Raw genomic sequence first — 18,559 nt, 5'->3', positions numbered from 1 at the left:
CGGTTCGGCGGCCACAGCGGCGGCCGGTCTGCACCGGTCGATCCACGCCGCGCGGAGTGCCGCGAGTTCGCTGCCTCCGGACCGTCCGTCCACAGAAGGGCTCCGATGGCGTCCTGGTGAGCTGATTCCGGGCTGATGCTGCCTTTTCGCTGCCTACCGGCATCGGCATCACTCCGGGTGTCCCTGGCAACGGAGAAGGCCCCTGACCATGCGTACTGGTCAGGGGCCTCCCCGTCGTCTCAACCACGAGTCGGGGTGACAGGATTTGAACCTGCGACCTCTTCGTCCCGAACGAAGCGCGCTACCAAGCTGCGCCACACCCCGTGATGCGAACCTGGAGTAGCTTACAACAGGGGGACGCGAGACGTTAAACCGGCAGGTCAGTCAGCCTGCGAGGGGGCGGATGCTGGTGAAGATGCGCTTGGCGGTCTCGGCGTCGAGTGCGTTCGGGACGCCGGTGTCGGCGGCGATCACCATGACGAAGGTGCCGTTGTCGTTGGGGAACGCGGCGGTGTAGACGGAGTACGCCTTCGCGCAACCCGGCTTGGCGTCGGCGACGGTGCCTTTGGTTTCCACGAACATGCCGTGCTGGGATCCGTCCAGCGACGCCAACGGCATGGGCAGGCCCGGTGTGCCGCCGGGCGTGGCCTTGTAGGCGAGCGTGGCGGTCCGCGTGCCGAGCTCGGTTGCCGCTCGACCCGGGTCGGAGGTGTCGGAGCCGGTGAGGAAAGCGACGGTTCGCGTGGAGCCGGGGCAGTAGCCCTTGCCTTCGCTGGCCAAGCCCTTACCCACGACGGCGTTCGGCGGTTCACCGAAGCCGCCGATGGTGTTCTGCGGGGCGATCGTCCAGTCGGCGGGCACGTCGTAGGCGGCGCCGCTGTCGGGCGCTCGTACGACCTGGTAGCCGGGTATGAGCGGGGTTTTGTCGCCTTGCCCCCGCGCGGTCGTCGTCGGGGCTGGTTTGGTCGTCGTCGTCGTCCGGGCGGGCGAGCCCGCCGTAGTGGTGAGCGCGTTCACCATCGAGGGCGAGCCGGCCTGTGCGGGATCGTCTGTCTTCATAGTGGTCAAGGCCACCGCGCCGGCGACGAGACCCGCCACCAGCAGTACGGCCAGACCGGCCGACAGAACGATCTTCCCCTTGCCGCTCCCGCCCGGACGGTTCGGCTGTGGCGGCGGTCCGCCGAAGCCGTCATGGGGGCCGTAGGGCTGATACCGACCACCTGGCGCGGCGCCGTACTGCCCCGGTCCTCCCGGTGGTTGCCACTGCAAGGTCTGCGCCGGTCGGCCGAACCGGTCGGCGCTCGGATAGCCGAGCAGGGTCGGCGCGGCGTCGCCGGGACTCGGCCCCCGCCCCCCGAACGGAGCGGGCTGGTCGAGCGCGCCGAGCGGCTGCCCGAGCATGGTCGGATCGTCGCGCCCGGGCGCGACGGGAGTCGGCTCGGACTGCGGCGGCCACTGCCCGGCCGGTCGGAGAGACGGGCGGAGCACGGTCGGGTCGTCGCGTCCGGGCTGCGGGCCGTCCAGTGACTGGGAGAGCATGGTCGGATCGGCCTGTCCGGAAGTGTTCGACGCCGGACCACCTGCCCATGACGTGGCGGGGTCACTCTGCCCGCCGGGTCGCCACTGAAGGGTGGGCGCGGTCTCGTCGTTCGGTGGCCACTGCATGGTGGGGTCGGGCTGCCGAGGATGAGACGGCGCGCCTCCGGCTTCCGGCTGCCACCGGGACGTCGGGGCATGCTCGTTCGGATCCACAGGACGCTGCCCAGCATCATGGCCGGAGGATTGTTCCTGCCCACCACGCTGCCAGGGCGTGACAGCGGGGTGCGGGGGTTCGTCGTACCCGCCCGGCTGCCACTGCGACGACGGTGGCGGGACGTCGGATCGGTCCGGTGCGATCGGAGGCGTCACGAGGTTCGGCCGCCACGTGGCATCGGCGTCGTCCGGGGCGGGTACGGGCACGAGATGCGGGCGGTCGATGGGTTGCTGCCCTGCCGTGGGTGGCCCGGCGGGCCGCCCCGGGTTCGTCGGGCCGCGCCGGTCGTCGAATCCACTCACAGTTGTCCCCTACCTGCCACACGTCTCGGCAGGGGACCTTAGCGGGCCACGGCCTCCGATGCCGACACCCCGTGGCCCGTGTCGGCCACCGGCCGCTTCGGAGGCGCGGCCACCAGCGTCAACAAGGTCGCCTCCGGGCGGCAGCAGAATCGGTACGGCGCCCACGGGGAGGTGCCGACGCCCGCGGAGACGTGCAGCTGGGTGTGCGCACCCCACTTCGACGGACCCTTCACCCGGGACCGGTCGATCCCGCAGTTGGTGACCAGTGCGCCGTAGCCGGGCAGGCACAGCTGGCCGCCGTGGGTGTGCCCGGCCAGCACCAGGTCGTAGCCGTCCTCGGCGAAGCGATCCAGCACTCGGGGCTCGGGGGAGTGGGTGAGGCCGATCCGCAGATCGGCCAGCGGGTTCGGGGCGCCCGCGACGGTGTCGTAGCGGTCGCGTTGCAAGTGCGGATCATCGACACCGGCGGTGGCGATGCGGATGCCCGCCACCTCCAGATCGCGGCGCACGTGCGTGAGATCGAGCCAACCGCGCTCGGTGAAGGCCGCGCGCAGGTCTTTCCAGGGCAGCGGCGCGCCGTAGGTGCGGCGGTGATCCTTCTTGAAGTACTTCAGCGGGTTCTTCGCCACCGGCGCGAAGTAATCGTTGCTGCCGAAAACGAAAAGGCCTGGGCGGGAGAGCAATCCGCCGAGGGCCTGGACCACCGCGGGCACCGACTTCTGGTGCGAGAGGTTGTCGCCGGTGTTGACCACCAGGTCGGGTTCCAGCCGGTCCAGCTCCCGCAGCCACTGCTGCTTGAGCTTCTGCCCCGGCATCATGTGCAGGTCACTGAGGTGGAGCATCCGCAGCGACGACGACCCCGGCGCCAGCACGGGCATGGTCGCCTCCCGTAGGACGAAGGCGTTGCGTTCGACCAGCGAGGCGTAGCCGATTCCGGCCACCGCGGCCCCGGCGGCTCCCAGCGCGGTCGTGCGGACAGCAGAGGTCGAGATCACGGGCATTTGCCCAGCATAGGTGACCTCACGCGGGAGCGCCGAGTGTGTTTACGCACAAGCGCCCCGTTCGCGGCGGGAATTCGCGCGACGCGGCAAATGTAGTGGGACCGCCGCGCCGCAGCGGCTACCGTGAGCGGCATGTCGGAACTCAAATCGCAGCTGCGCGCGGACTTGACCGCCGCGATGAAAGCCAAGGACACGCTGCGCCTTTCCACATTGCGGATGCTGCTGTCGGCGATCCAGACCGCTGAGGTCGCCGGCGCTCAGGCGCGTGAACTCACCGACGCCGAGGTCGTCTCCGTGCTGCAGAAGGAGGCGAAGAAGCGCAACGAATCCGCCGAGGTCTACACGCAGGCCGGGCGCGGCGAACTGGCGGCGAACGAGCATGCCGAGTCGCGCATCATCGAAGAGTATCTGCCCACCCAGCTGACCGACGCCGAGGTGGCCGATCTCGCCGACACCGCCATCGCGCAGGTCGCCGAGGAGATCGGTGAGCGTCCCGGGATGCGCCAGATGGGCCAGGTCATGAAGATCGCCACCGGGCTCGCCGCGGGCAAGGCCGACGGCTCACGCGTTTCGGCCGCAGTGAAAGCGCGGCTGTAGGACAACAGCGAGAAAGGGGCCGCGAACCATGTGGTTCGCGGCCCCTTTCTCATGCTCAGCGCGGAATCGGGATCGGGATCGGGATCGGTGGCAGCCGCGGCGGTAGCGGCAGCCCCGGCAATCCCGGCGGCGGTGGCGGCGGGCCCGGCGGCGGCGCGGCCCGGACGGTGCCGTCGCTGATGTACAGCGTGATAACCGAGCCGGGAATCGCCGACCCGTTCGGCGCGGTACCCATCACGGTGCCCTTGGGACGATCGCCCGCGCCGGTCACCGGCGACACCTGGAAGCCCGCCGCGACCAGCTTGGCGGTCGCCTCACCCTGGGGCATGCCGACGACGTCGGGCACCTGGGCGTTGTTCGCGCCGCGCACGTACTTGTCGTCCAGCGGCGGCAGTGCGGGCGGCGGGAACAGCGGTATCACCGGTTTGACCGCGTTGAACCAGGTGCGCGCCGGTTCGTTACCGCCGAACAGGTTGCCGTCGCCGCAGTTGCGCAGCGGGAAGGAGCAGATCTCACCGGGAGTCGGGCTGTCACCGTAGACGTACACCGCGGCGGCGAGCGAGTTGGTGAACCCGAGGAAGGCCGAGGAGCGGTGACTCTCGGTGGTACCGGTCTTGCCCGCCATCGGAAGGTTCCAGCCCACCGACTGGGCCGCGGCCGCCGCCGTACCCGAGGTGTCGTCCTTGCTCATGGCGTTGGCGAGGGTGTTCGCCAGACCGGGCTCGACGACCTGTTCGCAAGCCTGCTGCGTCAGCGGCACCTGCTTGCCCTGGCGGTCGATGACCTCCTTGATCGGGTTCGGCGGGCACCATCGGCCGCCGGAACCCAGCGTCGCGGCGACGTTGGACAGCTCGAGCGGGTTGATCGCGACCGGGCCCAGGGTGAACGAGCCGAGGTTCTGGTCCTTGATCATGTCGGCCAGGCTCTGGTTGCCGTGGCCCGAGCTGCCCGCTTCGGTGAACGAGCGCATACCGAGCCGGACCGCCATGTCCACGGTCGGGGTGACGCCGACGGCCTGGATCAGCTTGACGAAGGCGGTGTTCGGCGAGGTTGCCAGCGCTTCGGTCACCGACATGGGCGACTTGTACCGGCCCGCGTTCTCGACGCAGTAGGTGGCGGGCGGGCATCCGCGCGCACCACCGTTACCCATGCCCTTGGCCTCGAACCGGCCGGGCACCTCCAGCTGGGCGTCGATGCCGAGCCCTTTCTCCATGGCCGCGGCGGTCGTGAACACCTTGAAGATCGAGCCCGCGCCGTCACCGACCATCGAGTACGGCTGCGGCTGCACGGTCTCGCTCGCGTCCCGGTTGAGGCCGTAGGTGCGACTGCTGGCCATCGCGAGCACCGGATGCGAGTCCTGCCCCGGCGCGACCACGGACATGACCTCTGCGATGTTGTCCAGATCGGGGTTCGCCGCGTCGGTCACCGCTCGCTTCACCGAGTCCTGCACGGCCGGGTCGAGGGTCGTCCTGATCAGGTAGCCGCCCTTTTCGATCTGCTCGCGACTGATGCCCGAATTGGCCAGATACTGCAGCGCGTAGTCGCAGAAGAAGCCACGGTCGTTGGCCGCGATGCAGCCGCGCGGCAGGCCCTTGGGCTCCGGCAGCACGCCCAGCGGCTTGGTCTTGGCCTCGCGGAACTCCTCGGCGCGGCTGGGGATGTTCTGGATCATCGTGTCCAGCACCGTGTTGCGCCTGGCCAGCACGCCGTCCGGGTTGGTGTAGGGGTTGAGCTTGGACGAGCTCTGCACCATGCCCGCCAGCATCGCGGCCTGCGACACGTTCAGCTCGGCCGCGTCGATGCCGAAGTAGGTCTTCGCGGCGTCCTGGATGCCGTAGGAGGAGTTACCGAACGGGACCAGGTTGAGGTACCTGGTCAAGATCTCGTCCTTGGTCAGCTCGCGGTCCAGCGTCAGGGCCATCCGGATCTCCCGGATCTTGCGGGCCGGAGTGGTCTCGATGGCGGCCCGGCGCTCGGCGTCGGTCTTGGCGACCACCAGCAGCTGGAAATTCTTCACATACTGCTGATCCAGTGTCGAGGCGCCTTGCTGGACCTCGCCGCTGGTGGTGTTGGTGAGGAATGCGCGCAGCGTGCCCTGCCAGTCGACGCCCTCGTGCTCGGCGAAGCGGCGGTCCTCGATGGACACGATCGCCAGTTTCATGTCGTTGGAGATCCGGTCGCTGGGGACCTCGAATCGGCGCTGCTCGTACAGCCAGGCGATCGGATTGCCCGCCGCGTCGACCATGGTCGAGACCGCGGGCACCGTTCCCTCGACCAGCTCCGCGGAGACGTTGTCGACGGCGTCGGCGGCACGGTTGGAGACGAACCCGAAGCCGCCGGCGAGCGGGAACAACAACCCGGCGACGAGCACGGAGGCCAGCACGCAGCTGCCGGCCAGCCGCGCGAGCGTATGTGTGATCGGCACGAAACAAGACTACGGGTTGCCATTCGAGCGTTCTTGGCGGCGTTTGTCCGGAGCCCGGAACTGCTTGTTCGCGAACCGGAATGGGCGTGTCGCGCGATCGCGCTCGGCGTGTCGTACGACGGCCCATGGGCAATCTGCCTGCCCGTCCAGTGCGGGCCCGGCTTTGCAGGGACGGACGTACCAAAAAATCTCGAGGTGGTCTTGCGCAAGCGCCATACCTTTACCTAGATTGAGAACCCAGTGTGATAGAGCTAACACTCAAAGTGGAATGTGGTGCACTTCGCAGCGGGGTTTGGGTGCTGCGTGGTGACAACGCGATTCTGGAGCGCCGTTGACCCGGTGTTCGGACTGCAAAGGGGCACACCAAATGCACATGACAACCCCCATCGCTCGATTGGACGTGGAGCAGGCCGAAGCAAGGATCGCCTGGGTAGCCCAGGCCCGATGCAAGGAAGTGGATCCCGATCAGTTGTTCGTCCGCGGCGCGGCGCAGCGCAAAGCGGCGACGATCTGCAGGCACTGCCCAGTGCTCATGCAGTGCGGTGCCGACGCGCTCGACAACCGCGTCGAGTTCGGTGTGTGGGGCGGCATGACGGAGCGGCAGCGCCGCGCCCTGTTGAAGCAGCATCCGGAAGTGACCTCGTGGGCCGATTTCTTCCAGGCCCAGCGTCAGCATCAAGTGGCGATGTAGGTCGATGGAGGTCGATGTAGACCGGCAAAACCGAAACGGAGCCCGCGCGAGCGGGCTCAGTTTCGTTTCAGGACCACTATTTTCGTTCGGAGCAATAGCGGATTCGCCTAAGTATCAGGCGGTCGCGCGGGTCGTGCCGGTGAGCTGATCGCCGACGACGCGCAGCGCGTCGAGGTCGGACACCTCGAACGGAAGCGCGGTGACCGAGACGATCGGCACGCGCGGGTGCGCGCCCGTGAAGCGGTGGAGCAGGTGTTGCTCCCGCTTGTCGGTGGCGACCCGGCGGGCGTGCACACGCAGCACCGCCGCGGTGAGCGGATCGGAGTCCGCCACCTGGTCGGCGGCGGTGAGGGCGTGATCGGCCGGCAGCGTGCTCAGCGCCGGATGCGTGCGGTTGAGCACCAGGCCCGCCAGCGGCATTCTCTCGGTCGAGAGGCGATCGACGAAGAACGAGGCCTCCCGCAGCGCGTCCGGTTCCGGCGCCGCCACCACGAGAAAGTGCGTGCCCGGCTTCGACAGCATCGCGAAGGTCCGCTCCGCCCGTTCCTGGAAGCCACCGAACAGCGACTCCAGCGATTGCAGGAAGTTGGACGCGTCCTTGAGCATCTGACCACCGACGACGGTGGACACACCGCGCACCGCCAAGCTCATCGCGCCGGTCACCAACCGGGTGACGCCGCGGCCGGGAGCCATGATCACCCGGATCATCCGGCCGTTGAGGAAATTGCCCAGTCGCTTGGGAGCGTCCAGGAAGTCGAGGGCATTGCGCGAGGGCGGGGTGTCGACCACGATCAGGTCCCACTCGCCTCGGTGGGCCAGCTGGCCCAGCTTCTCCATCGCCATGTATTCCTGTGTGCCGCCGAAGGAGGAAGCGACCGTCTGATAGAAGGGGTTGGCGAAGATCTGCTCCGCTTTCTCCCCGCTGGTGTGCTCGAGCACCATGTCGTCGAACGTGCGGCGCATGTTGAGCATCATCGCGTACAACTCGCCCTTGGCCTCGGGACCCAGCGCCACCCGTTGGGGGTTGTTGCCCAGGTCGGCGACGCCCAGTGACTGGGCCAGCCTGCGCGCGGGGTCGATGGTGAGCACCACGACCTTGCGTCCCTGCTCGGCGGCGCGCAGCGCGATGGCGGCGGCGGTGGTCGTCTTGCCGACGCCACCGGAGCCGCAGCAGACCACCACGCGGGCGGAGGGGTCGGCCAGGATCCGCGAAACATCGAGCGAGGCAGCCGGGGGGTGGGTCGGCGTGCTCATCGGACTCCCTGTGCGGTGAGGTGTTCGGCTAGTTCGTAGAGTCCGCCCAGATCCATTCCGTCGGGAAGGGCGGGCAGGTAGAGCCGGGAGATGTCGACCTTGGCCAGTTCCTCGGCGCTGTCGTCCTGTGCTTGCAGAGTGGCGGAGTGCTCGAACGTCTCGGTGAGCAGGCCCTGGAAATCGCTGTCGGAGAGGTCGATCCCCGCGGCGGCCAAGCCCGCGCGGACGGCGTCGGCGTCCAGCTCACCCCGAGCGGCCCGGGCGCGCAGGTCCGCTGGGAGCTGGCCTTCGGTCGCCCGGTTTACGATGACGGTGCCGATGCGTAGGTCGGCGGCGGTGAGCTCGGCGATGGCGTCCGTGGTTTCCTGCACCGGCAGCGCTTCCAGCAGCGTGACCAGATGAATCATGGTCTGGTCGGAGTGCAGCAGTTTGGACACGCCCTCGGCCTGCGAGGCGATCGGCCCGCCCTTGGCTACTTCGGCCATCGCCTTGGTGACGTCGAGGAACCCGGCGATCCGGCCGGTGGGCGGGGCATCGACCACGATCTCGTCGTAGACCCGCCTGCCGGACTTGTCCACGCGAACCGCGCATTCCTTGATCTTGCCGGTCAGGATGACGTCGCGTAGACCGGGCGCGATCGTGGTGACGAACTCGATGGCGCCCATCCTGCGCATCGCCCGCCCCGCGAAGCCGAGGTTGTAGAACATGTCGAGGTATTCGAGAAACGCGTGCTCGATGTCCAGCGCCAGTGCGACCACCTCACCGCCGCCGTCCGCGGTGGCGATTCGTGTCTCGGTCGGTGGCAGCGGCGGCAGGTCGAACAGCTGCGCGATCGATTGTCTGCTCTCCACCTCGACCAACAGCACGCGCCGTCCGCCCGCGGCGAGCGCCAGGGCCAGGGCCCCGGCCACCGTCGACTTGCCCGTGCCTCCCTTGCCGGAGACGTAGTGCAAGCGGGCCTGCTCAGCGCGCTTCGGCCACCTTGTGTCCAGTCCCGGCTCCGCCGAAAGCGGCACTGCTGTTGGTACTCCCACGATCGCGAGCCTATAACTCGTTACCCGATGCCGTCCGAGGGCTCCAGCTACTCCCCGGTCCCGGCGCGCCGCTGTACCAGACAGAATCCGGCTCCCACCTGTGCCTCCAGCCACACGAAGGCCGCGAACACGCCGCGACGCAGTCGCCGCAATTCAACAGAGCTACGCTCTCGCACATGAGTGATACGACCTTGTGGGAGTACGCGACCGTGCCGCTGCTGACGCACGCGACGAAGCAGATCCTCGACCAGTGGGGAGCCGACGGCTGGGAGCTGGTCACGGTGCTGCCCGGCCCGACCGGTGAGCAGCACGTCGCCTACCTCAAGCGGCCCAAGTAGAGGAGGGTGACGCAGTGACCCAGTGGGAGAAAAATCTCGCCGAACTCGGACTCACCCTGCCTCCGGTCGTGGCCCCGGTCGCGGCCTACATTCCCGCGATCCGTACCGGGTCGCTCGTCTACACCTCCGGCCAGCTGCCGTTCGTAGACGGTCGATTGTCCGCGGTCGGCAAGGTCGGCGCGGAGGTTTCGGTCGAGGCGGCCAAGGAGGCCGCGCGGTTGTGCGCGCTGAACGCGCTGGCGGCGGTGCACGACCTGGTCGGGCTGGACGCGGTGGTGCGGATCGTGAAGGTGGTCGGGTTCGTCGCATCGGCGCCGGGCTTCGGCGATCAGCCGGTGGTGATCAACGGCGCGTCGGAGTTCCTGGGGCAGGTCTTCGGTGACGCGGGCAAGCACGCGCGCTCGGCCGTCGGCGTCGCCGAACTTCCGCGCGACACCCCGGTCGAAGTCGAACTCATCGCCGAGGTGCGCTAGACCGGAACTACCGGCTCCATCTCTATCCGAGGTTTGCGATGACGTTGACACACCCCGCCTACGGGCAGCTCCGGCAGGTCACCGAAACGGCGGCGGTGCTGCTCGCCGACAATCCGGGGCAGATGACCCTGGAGGGAACCAACACCTGGATCCTTCGCGCCCCCGGACGGTCGGATTGTGTGGTCGTGGACCCGGGGCCGAAAGACAAAGCGCACAGCGCCGCGATCACCGACGCCACCGGTGGCCGGATCGCCCTCACCTTGATCACCCACCGCCATCACGACCACACCGGCGGTATAGATCGGCTGGTCTCGCTGACCGGCACGCCGGTGCGAGCCAAGGATCCCGCCTTCCTGCGGGGCTCGGACGCCCGCCTAGAGGACGGTGAGGTGATCGAGGCGGCGGGCTTGCGGATCACCGTGCTGCACACGCCGGGCCACACCGCCGACTCGGTGAGTTTCCTCCTCGACGACGCGGTGCTGACCGGCGATACCATCCTCGGCGCGGGAACCACCGTGCTGGACTCCAGCGACGGCACCCTGGCCGACTATCTGTCCTCGCTGGACCGGCTGGTCGAGGCGGGCAAGGGCAAGGCGTTGCTGCCCGCCCACGGTCCGGATCACCCGGATCTGGAGCCGGTCGCCCGCTACTACATCGCTCATCGGCACGAGCGCCTCGATCAGGTGCGGGAGGCGCTGCGGACGCTCGGCCCGGATGCGGGTGCGATGGCGGTGGTGCGGCGGGTGTACTCGGACGTGGACAAGCGGCTGTGGCCTGCCGCGCGCAGTTCGGTGCAGGCTCAGCTGAATTACCTGCGCGCGCAGGGATAGCAGAACGACAGAACGCCGGGTTCAGTGGAGCGCTGAACCCGGCGTCGCCGTATAGGTTCCGTGCGTTACCGTGCGCGGCGCGCGAGGCGCTCGGAGTCGGAGATGAGCACGCTCTTGCCCTCCAGGCGCAGCCAGCCGCGATGCGCGAAGTCGGCGAGCGCCTTGTTCACGGTCTCGCGGGAGGCGCTCACCAGTTGGGCGATCTCCTCCTGGGTCAGGTCGTGGGTGACCCGCAGCGCACCCGCCTCCTGGGTGCCGAAGCGCTGCGCGAGCTGCAGCAGCGCCTTGGCGACCCGGCCCGGGACGTCGGTGAAGATCAGGTCGGCCAGGTTGTTGTTGGTGCGGCGCAGGCGGCGGGCGAGAACGCGCAGCAGTTGCTCGGCGATCTCGGGCCGCTGATCGATCCAGGTCTTGAGGGCGTCGCGGTCCATCGTCACCGCGCGCACCTCGGTCACCGTGGTGGCGGTGGAGGTACGCGGGCCCGGGTCGAAGATCGACAGCTCGCCGAACATGTCGGACGGGCCCATGATGGTCAGCAGGTTCTCGCGGCCATCCGGCGAGCGGCGTCCGATCTTCACCTTGCCCGCCGTGATGATGTACAGCCGGTCGCCCGGCTCGCCCTCGTTGAAGATGACGTGGCCGCGCGGGAAATCCACCGGCTGAAGTTGCTTGGCGAGGGCGGCCACCGCAGTGGGCTCGACGCCCTGGAAGATGCCTGCTCTGGCGAGGGCCTCGTCCACGAATGTGCTCCTTATGGGAAATGGCTCTGTACTGGACCGAAGCGACTCGGCCAACAGCGCAGTCTACGCGGCGTCACTACAGCGTAGTGACGGACACCACGTAACGAGTGGATTGCGCGACGCTCGCGCCACGTCAGCTCGCGCGGGCCACGTCCAGCTCCTCGCCGCGAGAGCGACGCTTGCGCATCCGCGCCACAGCGGCAGGCAAACCGAGCTTCGTCAGCTCCTTCACCTCGGCATTGCTTGCCTTGTCCAGGTACTGCTGAACCTCTTCGTCGGGTTCGAGAAGCTTGCGGAGCCGGTTCTCGACCCGCTCCATACCCAGTGCGAACAGCATCAGCACCACTGGGAAGAGCACCACAGCGAGTCCTTGCATGACGAGCAGTAAACACCGTCGAGGTCTCAGATGGAACACGGCAACTGAACTGGAAGGGCAACGTTGTCCGGCGGTTCCGTATGGTGGACGCGTGCGCGTCTCCCCCTCCACCGCCGCCGGGAACGGGCTTCCGCCCGGCTCCGAGCCCTCCGAAACGCCGCCGGCCACCGCCGCGGCTCCGAAACGGAAAATCAGGGCGCGACAGGCGGAAACCCGGCTCGGGCTGGTCCGCCGCGCGCGCCGGATGAACCGCGAACTGGCGACCGCTTTCCCCGACGCGCACTGTGAGCTGGATTTCACCACACCGCTCGAATTGGCGGTGGCGACAATACTTTCCGCCCAGTGCACCGACGAGCGCGTGAATCTCACCACGCCCGCGTTGTTCGCCCGCTACCCGGACGCCCGCGCATACGCCGAGGCAAACCGCGCGGAGCTGGAGGAATACATCCGGCCCACCGGGTTCTTCCGGAACAAGGCCGCCTCGCTGATCGGCCTCGGCCAAGCACTGCTGGAGCAGTACGACGGTGAATTGCCTCACACCCTGACCGAACTGGTGCGGTTGCCGGGCATCGGGCGCAAGACGGCCAACGTCATCCTCGGCAACGCGTTCGGGGTGCCCGGCATCACGGTCGACACTCATTTCGGCCGCCTGGTGCGCCGCTGGGGATGGACCGACGAGGAAGATCCGGTGAAGGTCGAGCACATCGTCGGCGCGCTGATCGAGCGCAAGGAATGGACGATGCTCTCCCACCGGGTGATCTTCCACGGCAGGCGCGTGTGCCATTCCCGCAAGCCCGCGTGCGGCGCGTGCGTCCTGGCCAAAGACTGCCCGTCGTTCGGGATCGGGCCGACCGATCCGGATGCGGCGGCCAAGCTGGTGAAAGGGCCGGAGCGGGAGCATCTGCTCGAGCTGGTGGGCCGGTGAGCCCGGAGCCCTCGGGCCGAAGGAGTGCGGGGCATGCGTGGCGGTGGGCACTGGCCGGTCTGATCGTGGTGGTGGCGCTGGCGGTCGCGGTGTGGCCGCGCGACGACGACGAGACGACGGGGCGGCAGTCGCCTCCCAGCACCCCCGGCGTTTCCGATGACGTGCGCGCCGCCGCCGGTCTGCCCGCCTGCCCGAGCGGCGCCGCCACCGGAACCGGTCCGCTGGCCGGGATGACTCTGGACTGCCTGGCGGACGGCAGGCCCGTCGACCTGGCCGCCGCGCTGGCGGGCAAGCCCGCCCTGCTGAACCTGTGGGCCTACTGGTGCGCACCGTGCGCTGAGGAGTTGCCGTATTTGCAGCAATACGCGCGACGCGCCGGGAACGCGATTACCGTGCTGACCGTGCACAGCGACCCTGATGAGGCCAAGGCTCTGTCGCGGCTGCGCGGACTGGACGTTCAGTTGCCCGGCGTGCTCGACGCCGACGCGCGGGTACGCACGGCCGTCGGCGCTCCAGCGGTGTTACCGATCTCGGTGCTGGTGCGGGCCGACGGCTCGGTCGCCGACGTCGTGGTGCGGGCGTTCGACGGGGTGGATGACATCGCGAACACGGTGGCGGGCAAGCTCGGAGTGGCCGCATGACAACGCGGGTGGACGAATCGATGGTGGAGGTGACGGTGCGGGCGAGCACGCGGCTCGGTGGGCGAATGCGCGGGGGAGGTGTGCGATGAGCATCGAAATGCCGCCCGACATCCCGAAATGGCTGACCCGCTCGGCCGAGCCGGTCGCCGACAGCGCTGACACCCTGACCAGGGCGCGGGCGCTGCGCCGCGCCATGACCCTGACTTCGAAGCCGCGTCAAGCCGCGGTGCTCGTGCTGTTCGGCGGCTCGCCCGAGCCGGACCCGGCCGCACCCGGCGGATTGCCCGCCGACGCGGAAGTGCTGCTCACCCAGCGCGCCTCCACCATGCGCCAGCATCGCGGGCAGGTCGCCTTCCCCGGCGGTGCAGTGGACCCGGACGACGCCGGGCCGATCGACACCGCGCTGCGCGAGGCCTGCGAGGAGACCGGTCTCGACCGGTCCGGCGTGGAGCCGTACGCGGTGCTGCCGAAGCTGTTCGTGCCGCCATCCCGTTTCGACGTTTCGCCGGTCCTCGCGTACTGGCGCACGCCGGGCGCGGTGCGGGTCGTCGATCAGGGCGAGACCGAGCGGGTCGTGCGCGTCCCGTTGGCGCAGCTGCTCGATCCCGCCAACCGCTTCCTGGTCCGCAGCACCCTCGGCTACCAGAGCCCGGCGTTCCAGGTGGACGGGATGCTGGTCTGGGGCCTGACCGGCGGGATCCTCGCCGGGATCAGCAAGGCCTCCGGTTGGGACCGCGAGTGGGACCACGACGACGTTCGTGATTTGGAGACCGCCTTGGCCGCCGTGGGGATGACGTTATGAGCTCATCGGCGTGGCTCGACATCGCCGTCGTGCTGCTCGCGCTGCTGGCCGCCTCCTCGGGGTGGCGGCAGGGCGCGGTGGCCTCGGCGCTGGCCTTTCTCGGCGTGGTGCTCGGCGCGGTCGCCGGCATCCTGATCGCGCCGCACATCCTGCTGCACGTCGACGAGGGCCGCACCAGGGTGCTCACCGGTGTGCTGCTCATCGTGGTGCTGGTGATCGTCGGTGAAGTCGCGGGCATGGTGCTGGGACGCGCCGCGCGCAGCGGCATGCGTCATCCGTTCACGCGCAGCGTGGACAGCGTGGTCGGCGCGGTGCTGCAGGCGGTCGCCGTGCTGGTCACCGCGTGGCTGCTGGCGCTGCCGCTGGCCACCTCCTCGCAGCCGGCCATCGCGACCGCGATCAACGGCTCGCGGGTGCTCGCCGACGTCAACGACGTCGCGCCGAACTGGCTGCGCAAACTGCCCAACGAGTTCTCCAAGCTGCTCAACACCTCCGGCCTGCCGGACGTGATCGGGCCGTTCGGGCGGGCGCCGATCGCGGCCGTCGAACCGCCGGATCCGAGCGTACTGGCCAGCCCTGTCGCCGCGTCCCTGCAGCAGAGCGTGCTGCGCATCCGGGGCGTCGCGCCGAGTTGCCAGCGGGCGCTGGAAGGTTCGGGCTTCGTGATCGCGCCGGAGCGCGTGATGACCAACGCCCACGTCGTCGCGGGCACCACGAGCGTCGCGGTGGACACCCCGCGCGGCCCGCTGGACGCCAACGTCGTGCTGTTCGATCCGTCCAAGGACGTCGCGGTGCTCGCCGTGCCCGGTCTCACCGCCCCGGTGGTGCCGCGTGCGCCCGCACCCGCCCGCTCGGGTGACAGCGCGATCGTGCTCGGGTACCCGGGCGGCGGACCGTACACCGCGAGCGCGGCCCGGGTACGCGAGACGCTGGATCTCACCGGCCCGACCATCTACCGCAACGGCACCGTCGAGCGTGAGGTCTACACCGTTCGCGGCCAGGTCAGGGCGGGCAATTCCGGTGGCCCGCTGGTGGATACGGAAGGGCAGGTGCTCGGCGTTGTGTTCGGAGCCGCCGTCACCGACGACGACACCGGGTACGTGCTCACGCTGGCGGAGGTCCGCGCCCAGCTCGACGCGGCCGAACGAGTCGGCGCCCCGGTGGATACCGGCGCCTGCGTACTCAGCTGAATCGCTGGCCCTGGCCACGCATCCGCGTGGCCGGGGCGGGTGTCAGCGGCTCATGCGAGAAGCTTGGCCAGCTCCGTGGTCACGGCGTCCGGGTTCTCCTGGTGAGCGAAGTGGCCCGCCGCCGGGATACCGGCCAGCCGCCGTTCCGGCGAGAGATGGAGGTCGCGGCGGAAGGTCCCCGGCAGCACGTACGCGTCCAGCTCGCCGCGCATCGCCAGTACCGGAATGTGGATGGGTTCGCGCATGGTCGCCATGAACCGGCGGCCGTCCGGACGCCATTGACTGCGGAAGGCCCAGCGCTGGTATTCCAGCGCGCAATGCGCGGCCCCGGGAACGCGAATCGCCGACCGCATGCGTCGTGCGGTGTCGACGAACTCGGCGGTGCCCGCCCATCCCGCGCTCACCCGCTGCCGTAGCAGTCGTTCCACTTCGAAGCCGTCGGCGGTGGTCAGTAGATGCTCGCCGTAGCGGGGCAACTGGTAGCGAAGGAAGTTCGGCAGCCAGGCCGCGCGCTGGCGGCGGTTGCGCAGCACGGCGCTCTTGAGCGCCGACGGATGCGGCGAGCCGACCAGCGCGATGGAACGCACCAGTCGCGGATGCAGCACCGCGGTGGTCCAGCAGACCAATCCGCCTTCGGCGTGCCCGACCAGCGTCGCCTCGGTGTAGCCGAGCGCCCGGATGAGCCCGGCGACGTCACCGGCGAGCGTCCAGCCGTCGTAACCGCGCGGCGGCTTGTCGCTGTCGCCGTAGCCGCGCAGGTCGACGGCCACGCTTCGGTAGCCGAGCTCGGCCAGGCCGGTCAATTGGTGACGCCAGGACCACCAGAAGTCGGCGAAGCCGTGCAGCAGCACGACCAGCGGGGCATCGGAGCGCTCGGGCGCCGCGTCCACGACGTGGAATCGAATGCCGTTGGCGTGCACGTCCCGATGGGTCCACCGTCCGTCGTAACGGACGCTGGACGGATCCGGAAGCAAGTTCGCCGACACGCCGATCGAGCCTAGTAGCCGCCGTATCGGCTCGTGAACGCGCCTAGGAAGTCCGCTTCTCCAGCACAAGGCGATCCTCGTGCGCGGAAGCGCCCAGCCCGTGCGGCAGCACCGTGCGCGCCTGCTTGAGCGAGTCGATCGTCTTCTCCGGCGCGCGCAGTTTCTTCACCCGCCGGTACCCGAGGAACGCCAGCACCGCGGTCGCCGCGATCATCAGCAGGAAGACGATCAGGAAGGCCGCCCAGCGCGCCAGCCACACGTCGAGCAGCTCGCCGAGGAAGAAGAAAAAGAAGAAGGTGCTGAACAACAGCACGGTGAGCGCGAGGATGAAGAAGACGCTGCCCTGCAGGCCCTTCTTGATCTCGCCGGTGACCTCGGCCTTGGCCAGCTCGACCTCGGCGCGGACCAGGGTCGACATCTGCTCGGCTGCGTCACGGACCAGGGTTCCGAAACTCGCGGAGCCGAGCGGATCGGCGTCCGTGAGAGGAATGGAGGTGACCGTACGACCGCGCTCCGCGTCGCTCCCGTTACCGCCGTGGTTGAAACTCACTTGGTCGACCCTTCTCCCTGTCCCGGCACTGCTGAAACTCCCGTTCGATGGGCGGCGCACCCGGTGCCCTCCGTGGTCACGCAGGCTACCGCCTCCGGGCGAATCGCTCGCGCCGCCGTATTGTTCACGTTGTAGCGCACGGGCGTCCCGCCGAGCCTGGTGGACACGCCCACGCCGCAACAGTAGCGCCGAACCGGCGAGCGACGCCGCCATTGATGTGACCAACACAGCGGCTTTCGCCAACTCGACGGCGGATCCGTCCGCGACATCGGCGAGCGCGAGTTCCGCCACGAGAAGGCTAACCGTGAACCCGATCGCGCCGAGCACCGACAGGGCGAACATGTCCCGCCAGCCGAGCCCGCTGGGGCGGGTCGCGATGCCCAACCGGATTGCCATCCAGCTCATCCCGAAGATGCCGAGCGGTTTGCCGATCAGGAGCCCGAGAATCACGGCGAGGGCGAGCCGGTCGGTGAACAACTCGCCGAACACCTTGGGATTCAACGGGACTCCGGAGGCGAACAGGGCGAACAGCGGAACGCACAGCCCGGCGGAGACCGGCTGGAAGAGGTGCTCCAGCCGGGTGGCGGGCGCTTGTCGTTCTCCGGGATCCGGGCGCACCCGGGTGAGCAGGCCGAGCGTGACGCCGGCCAAGGTGGGATGGATGCCCGCCTCGTGCAGCGCATACCAGGACACCAGCGCCAGCGGAACATAGAGCAACGGTGTACCGATTCGCGCGCGCTGCCCCAGCGCCCAGCCTGCGAAGCATCCGGCCGCGGCGAGCAGCCACAGCAGCGACACCGTCGTGGTGAACAGGACCGCGATCAGGATGATCGCCATCAGGTCGTCGACCACCGCGAGGCTCAGCAGGAACACGCGCGCGCCCGCCGGGATGCGCGAACCGGTCAGCGCGAGCACGGCGAGCGCGAACGCGATGTCGGTGGCGACCGGGATGGCCCAGCCGCGCTCCATGCCGGGGACGCCGAAGCCGACGACGGCCGCGATCAGGGCGGGGGTCACCACACCGCCGATCGCCGCGATGACCGGCAGCGCGGCGCGCCTGCGGTCGGCGAGTTCGCCGACGACCAGTTCGCGTTTGAGTTCAAGGCCCGCGACGAAGAAGAAGACCGCGAGCAGACCGTCCTTGGTCCAGTCGGCCAGCGTCAGTTCCAAATGCAGTCGCGGGATCGCGACGACCGTCTCGGTCATCGTCAGATAGCTCGCTCCCCACGGCGAGTTCACCCACAGCAACGCCGTCGCCGCGGCGATCAGAAGCAGTGCGCCTCCGACGGTTTCCGTGCGCAGGTAGCGAGACAGTTCCGAGCGCACTTGGATGATCACGGGAAACCTTTCGGGCGGTGGTCGGGCCGAGTGGACGCTGCACTCGGCCGGAGCCGGCGTACGCGTGCGCGACCGCTCGCCGACCAGACTTCCCGGCACACCTGACGCAATCTTAACGGGGGCGGCCGGTGACGGAGCCCGCCACCGGCCGTGCCCAGCGCCGCGCGGTCAGTCCTTGCTCGCCCGGATCGCTTCGAAGACGCTCGGGTCGACGAGGGTGGAGGTGTCGCCGAGTTCGCGTCCTTCGGCGACGTCTCGCAGGAGGCGGCGCATGATTTTGCCGCTGCGGGTTTTGGGGAGTTCGGGGACGATG

The 18,559-nt window shown here is 69.1% G+C and carries 18 protein-coding genes, 1 tRNA gene and 1 pseudogene; 9 read left to right on the top strand and 11 right to left on the bottom strand.

What is annotated here, in order from left to right; genetic code table 11:
* Window positions 1-250: 250 nt before the first annotated feature.
* The 3 genes from GVY39_RS22515 to GVY39_RS22505 form a co-directional block, all read right to left on the bottom strand.
* A tRNA-Pro gene (locus GVY39_RS22515) sits at window positions 251-324 on the bottom strand.
* 60 nt (window positions 325-384) lie between these two features.
* Window positions 385-2,055, bottom strand: coding sequence for a hypothetical protein (locus GVY39_RS22510; protein WP_159927936.1), 1,671 nt, complete (start codon window positions 2,053-2,055; stop codon window positions 385-387).
* Between the two features lie 38 nt (window positions 2,056-2,093).
* Window positions 2,094-3,056, bottom strand: coding sequence for a metallophosphoesterase (locus GVY39_RS22505; RefSeq protein ID WP_159927938.1), 963 nt, complete (start codon window positions 3,054-3,056; stop codon window positions 2,094-2,096).
* Between the two features lie 132 nt (window positions 3,057-3,188).
* Between GVY39_RS22505 and GVY39_RS22500 the strand changes: the two genes are divergently transcribed.
* Complete coding sequence (locus tag GVY39_RS22500; protein WP_159927940.1) at window positions 3,189-3,653, top strand: GatB/YqeY domain-containing protein; 465 nt, start codon at window positions 3,189-3,191, stop codon at window positions 3,651-3,653.
* A gap of 55 nt (window positions 3,654-3,708) precedes the next feature.
* Here the strand turns inward: GVY39_RS22500 and GVY39_RS22495 are convergent, their stop codons facing one another.
* Window positions 3,709-6,078, bottom strand: a complete 2,370-nt coding sequence (locus tag GVY39_RS22495; protein WP_159927942.1) for a transglycosylase domain-containing protein — start codon at window positions 6,076-6,078, stop codon at window positions 3,709-3,711.
* Window positions 6,079-6,445: 367 nt separating this feature from the next.
* Between GVY39_RS22495 and GVY39_RS22490 the strand changes: the two genes are divergently transcribed.
* The gene (locus GVY39_RS22490; protein ID WP_014981178.1) at window positions 6,446-6,769 is read left to right on the top strand and encodes a WhiB family transcriptional regulator; all 324 of its coding nucleotides are present in this window, start codon (window positions 6,446-6,448) and stop codon (window positions 6,767-6,769) included.
* A 114-nt stretch (window positions 6,770-6,883) separates the two neighbouring features.
* On the opposite strand, the gene GVY39_RS22485 is transcribed toward GVY39_RS22490, so the two are convergent.
* Together GVY39_RS22485 and GVY39_RS22480 are read right to left on the bottom strand one after the other, a co-directional pair.
* The gene (locus GVY39_RS22485) at window positions 6,884-8,023 is read right to left on the bottom strand and encodes an ArsA family ATPase (RefSeq protein WP_159927945.1); all 1,140 of its coding nucleotides are present in this window, start codon (window positions 8,021-8,023) and stop codon (window positions 6,884-6,886) included.
* Window positions 8,020-9,039, bottom strand: coding sequence for an ArsA-related P-loop ATPase (locus GVY39_RS22480; protein ID WP_159927978.1), 1,020 nt, complete (start codon window positions 9,037-9,039; stop codon window positions 8,020-8,022). The genes GVY39_RS22485 and GVY39_RS22480 overlap by 4 nt, the downstream gene beginning before the upstream one ends.
* A 194-nt stretch (window positions 9,040-9,233) precedes the next feature.
* Between GVY39_RS22480 and GVY39_RS22475 the strand changes: the two genes are divergently transcribed.
* From GVY39_RS22475 to GVY39_RS22465, 3 genes are read left to right on the top strand one after another with little or no spacing between them, the layout of a single operon-like run.
* On the top strand, window positions 9,234-9,395 hold the full coding sequence (locus GVY39_RS22475) for a DUF4177 domain-containing protein (protein WP_085994820.1): 162 nt from the start codon (window positions 9,234-9,236) through the stop codon (window positions 9,393-9,395).
* A gap of 14 nt (window positions 9,396-9,409) precedes the next feature.
* The gene (locus GVY39_RS22470) at window positions 9,410-9,868 is read left to right on the top strand and encodes a RidA family protein (RefSeq protein ID WP_159927947.1); all 459 of its coding nucleotides are present in this window, start codon (window positions 9,410-9,412) and stop codon (window positions 9,866-9,868) included.
* Between the two features lie 38 nt (window positions 9,869-9,906).
* Window positions 9,907-10,698 carry an MBL fold metallo-hydrolase gene (locus GVY39_RS22465; RefSeq protein ID WP_159927949.1) on the top strand — a complete coding sequence of 264 codons (792 nt, stop codon included), beginning with the start codon at window positions 9,907-9,909 and terminating at the stop codon, window positions 10,696-10,698.
* A 65-nt stretch (window positions 10,699-10,763) separates the two neighbouring features.
* Here the strand turns inward: GVY39_RS22465 and GVY39_RS22460 are convergent, their stop codons facing one another.
* Both GVY39_RS22460 and GVY39_RS22455 read right to left on the bottom strand, forming a co-directional pair.
* Entirely contained in the window at window positions 10,764-11,438 is a 675-nt protein-coding gene (locus GVY39_RS22460) for a Crp/Fnr family transcriptional regulator (RefSeq protein WP_159927951.1), read from the bottom strand.
* 133 nt (window positions 11,439-11,571) lie between these two features.
* Window positions 11,572-11,814 carry a hypothetical protein gene (locus tag GVY39_RS22455; protein ID WP_062980679.1) on the bottom strand — a complete coding sequence of 81 codons (243 nt, stop codon included), beginning with the start codon at window positions 11,812-11,814 and terminating at the stop codon, window positions 11,572-11,574.
* A gap of 190 nt (window positions 11,815-12,004) precedes the next feature.
* On the opposite strand from GVY39_RS22455, the gene nth reads away from it, so the two are divergent.
* The 4 genes from nth to GVY39_RS22435 all read left to right on the top strand — a co-directional run bounded on the left by nth (window position 12,005) and on the right by GVY39_RS22435 (window position 15,372).
* On the top strand, window positions 12,005-12,739 hold the full coding sequence (gene nth, locus GVY39_RS22450; protein WP_159927980.1) for an endonuclease III: 735 nt from the start codon (window positions 12,005-12,007) through the stop codon (window positions 12,737-12,739).
* Window positions 12,736-13,380, top strand: a complete 645-nt coding sequence (locus tag GVY39_RS22445) for a TlpA disulfide reductase family protein (protein ID WP_236565613.1) — start codon at window positions 12,736-12,738, stop codon at window positions 13,378-13,380. Before nth ends, GVY39_RS22445 begins: the two co-directional genes overlap by 4 nt.
* A gap of 85 nt (window positions 13,381-13,465) precedes the next feature.
* Complete coding sequence (locus GVY39_RS22440; RefSeq protein ID WP_195140583.1) at window positions 13,466-14,182, top strand: CoA pyrophosphatase; 717 nt, start codon at window positions 13,466-13,468, stop codon at window positions 14,180-14,182.
* Window positions 14,179-15,372 (top strand): MarP family serine protease, encoded by a 1,194-nt coding sequence (locus GVY39_RS22435; protein WP_159927953.1) that lies wholly within the window; start codon window positions 14,179-14,181, stop codon window positions 15,370-15,372. Before GVY39_RS22440 ends, GVY39_RS22435 begins: the two co-directional genes overlap by 4 nt.
* A 50-nt stretch (window positions 15,373-15,422) precedes the next feature.
* Here GVY39_RS22435 and GVY39_RS22430 read toward each other — a convergent pair whose 3' ends face one another.
* From GVY39_RS22430 to nhaA, 3 genes and pseudogenes are all read right to left on the bottom strand, one after another.
* On the bottom strand, window positions 15,423-16,358 hold the full coding sequence (locus GVY39_RS22430) for an alpha/beta fold hydrolase (RefSeq protein ID WP_159927955.1): 936 nt from the start codon (window positions 16,356-16,358) through the stop codon (window positions 15,423-15,425).
* A gap of 43 nt (window positions 16,359-16,401) precedes the next feature.
* Window positions 16,402-16,908 (bottom strand): phage holin family protein, encoded by a 507-nt coding sequence (locus tag GVY39_RS34545; protein WP_255466246.1) that lies wholly within the window; start codon window positions 16,906-16,908, stop codon window positions 16,402-16,404.
* Window positions 16,909-17,037: 129 nt separating this feature from the next.
* Window positions 17,038-18,246: pseudogene (gene nhaA, locus GVY39_RS34540) on the bottom strand (Na+/H+ antiporter NhaA); the annotation flags it as partial.
* Between the last annotated feature and the right edge of the window lie 313 nt (window positions 18,247-18,559).

This window comes from Nocardia sp. CY15 (assembly GCF_009829295.1).
Taxonomy (GTDB): Bacteria; Actinomycetota; Actinomycetes; order Mycobacteriales; family Mycobacteriaceae; genus Nocardia; species Nocardia sputi.
Note: the sequence above shows the minus strand (reverse complement) of the source record. Positions and strands in the feature narration are given on the sequence as shown.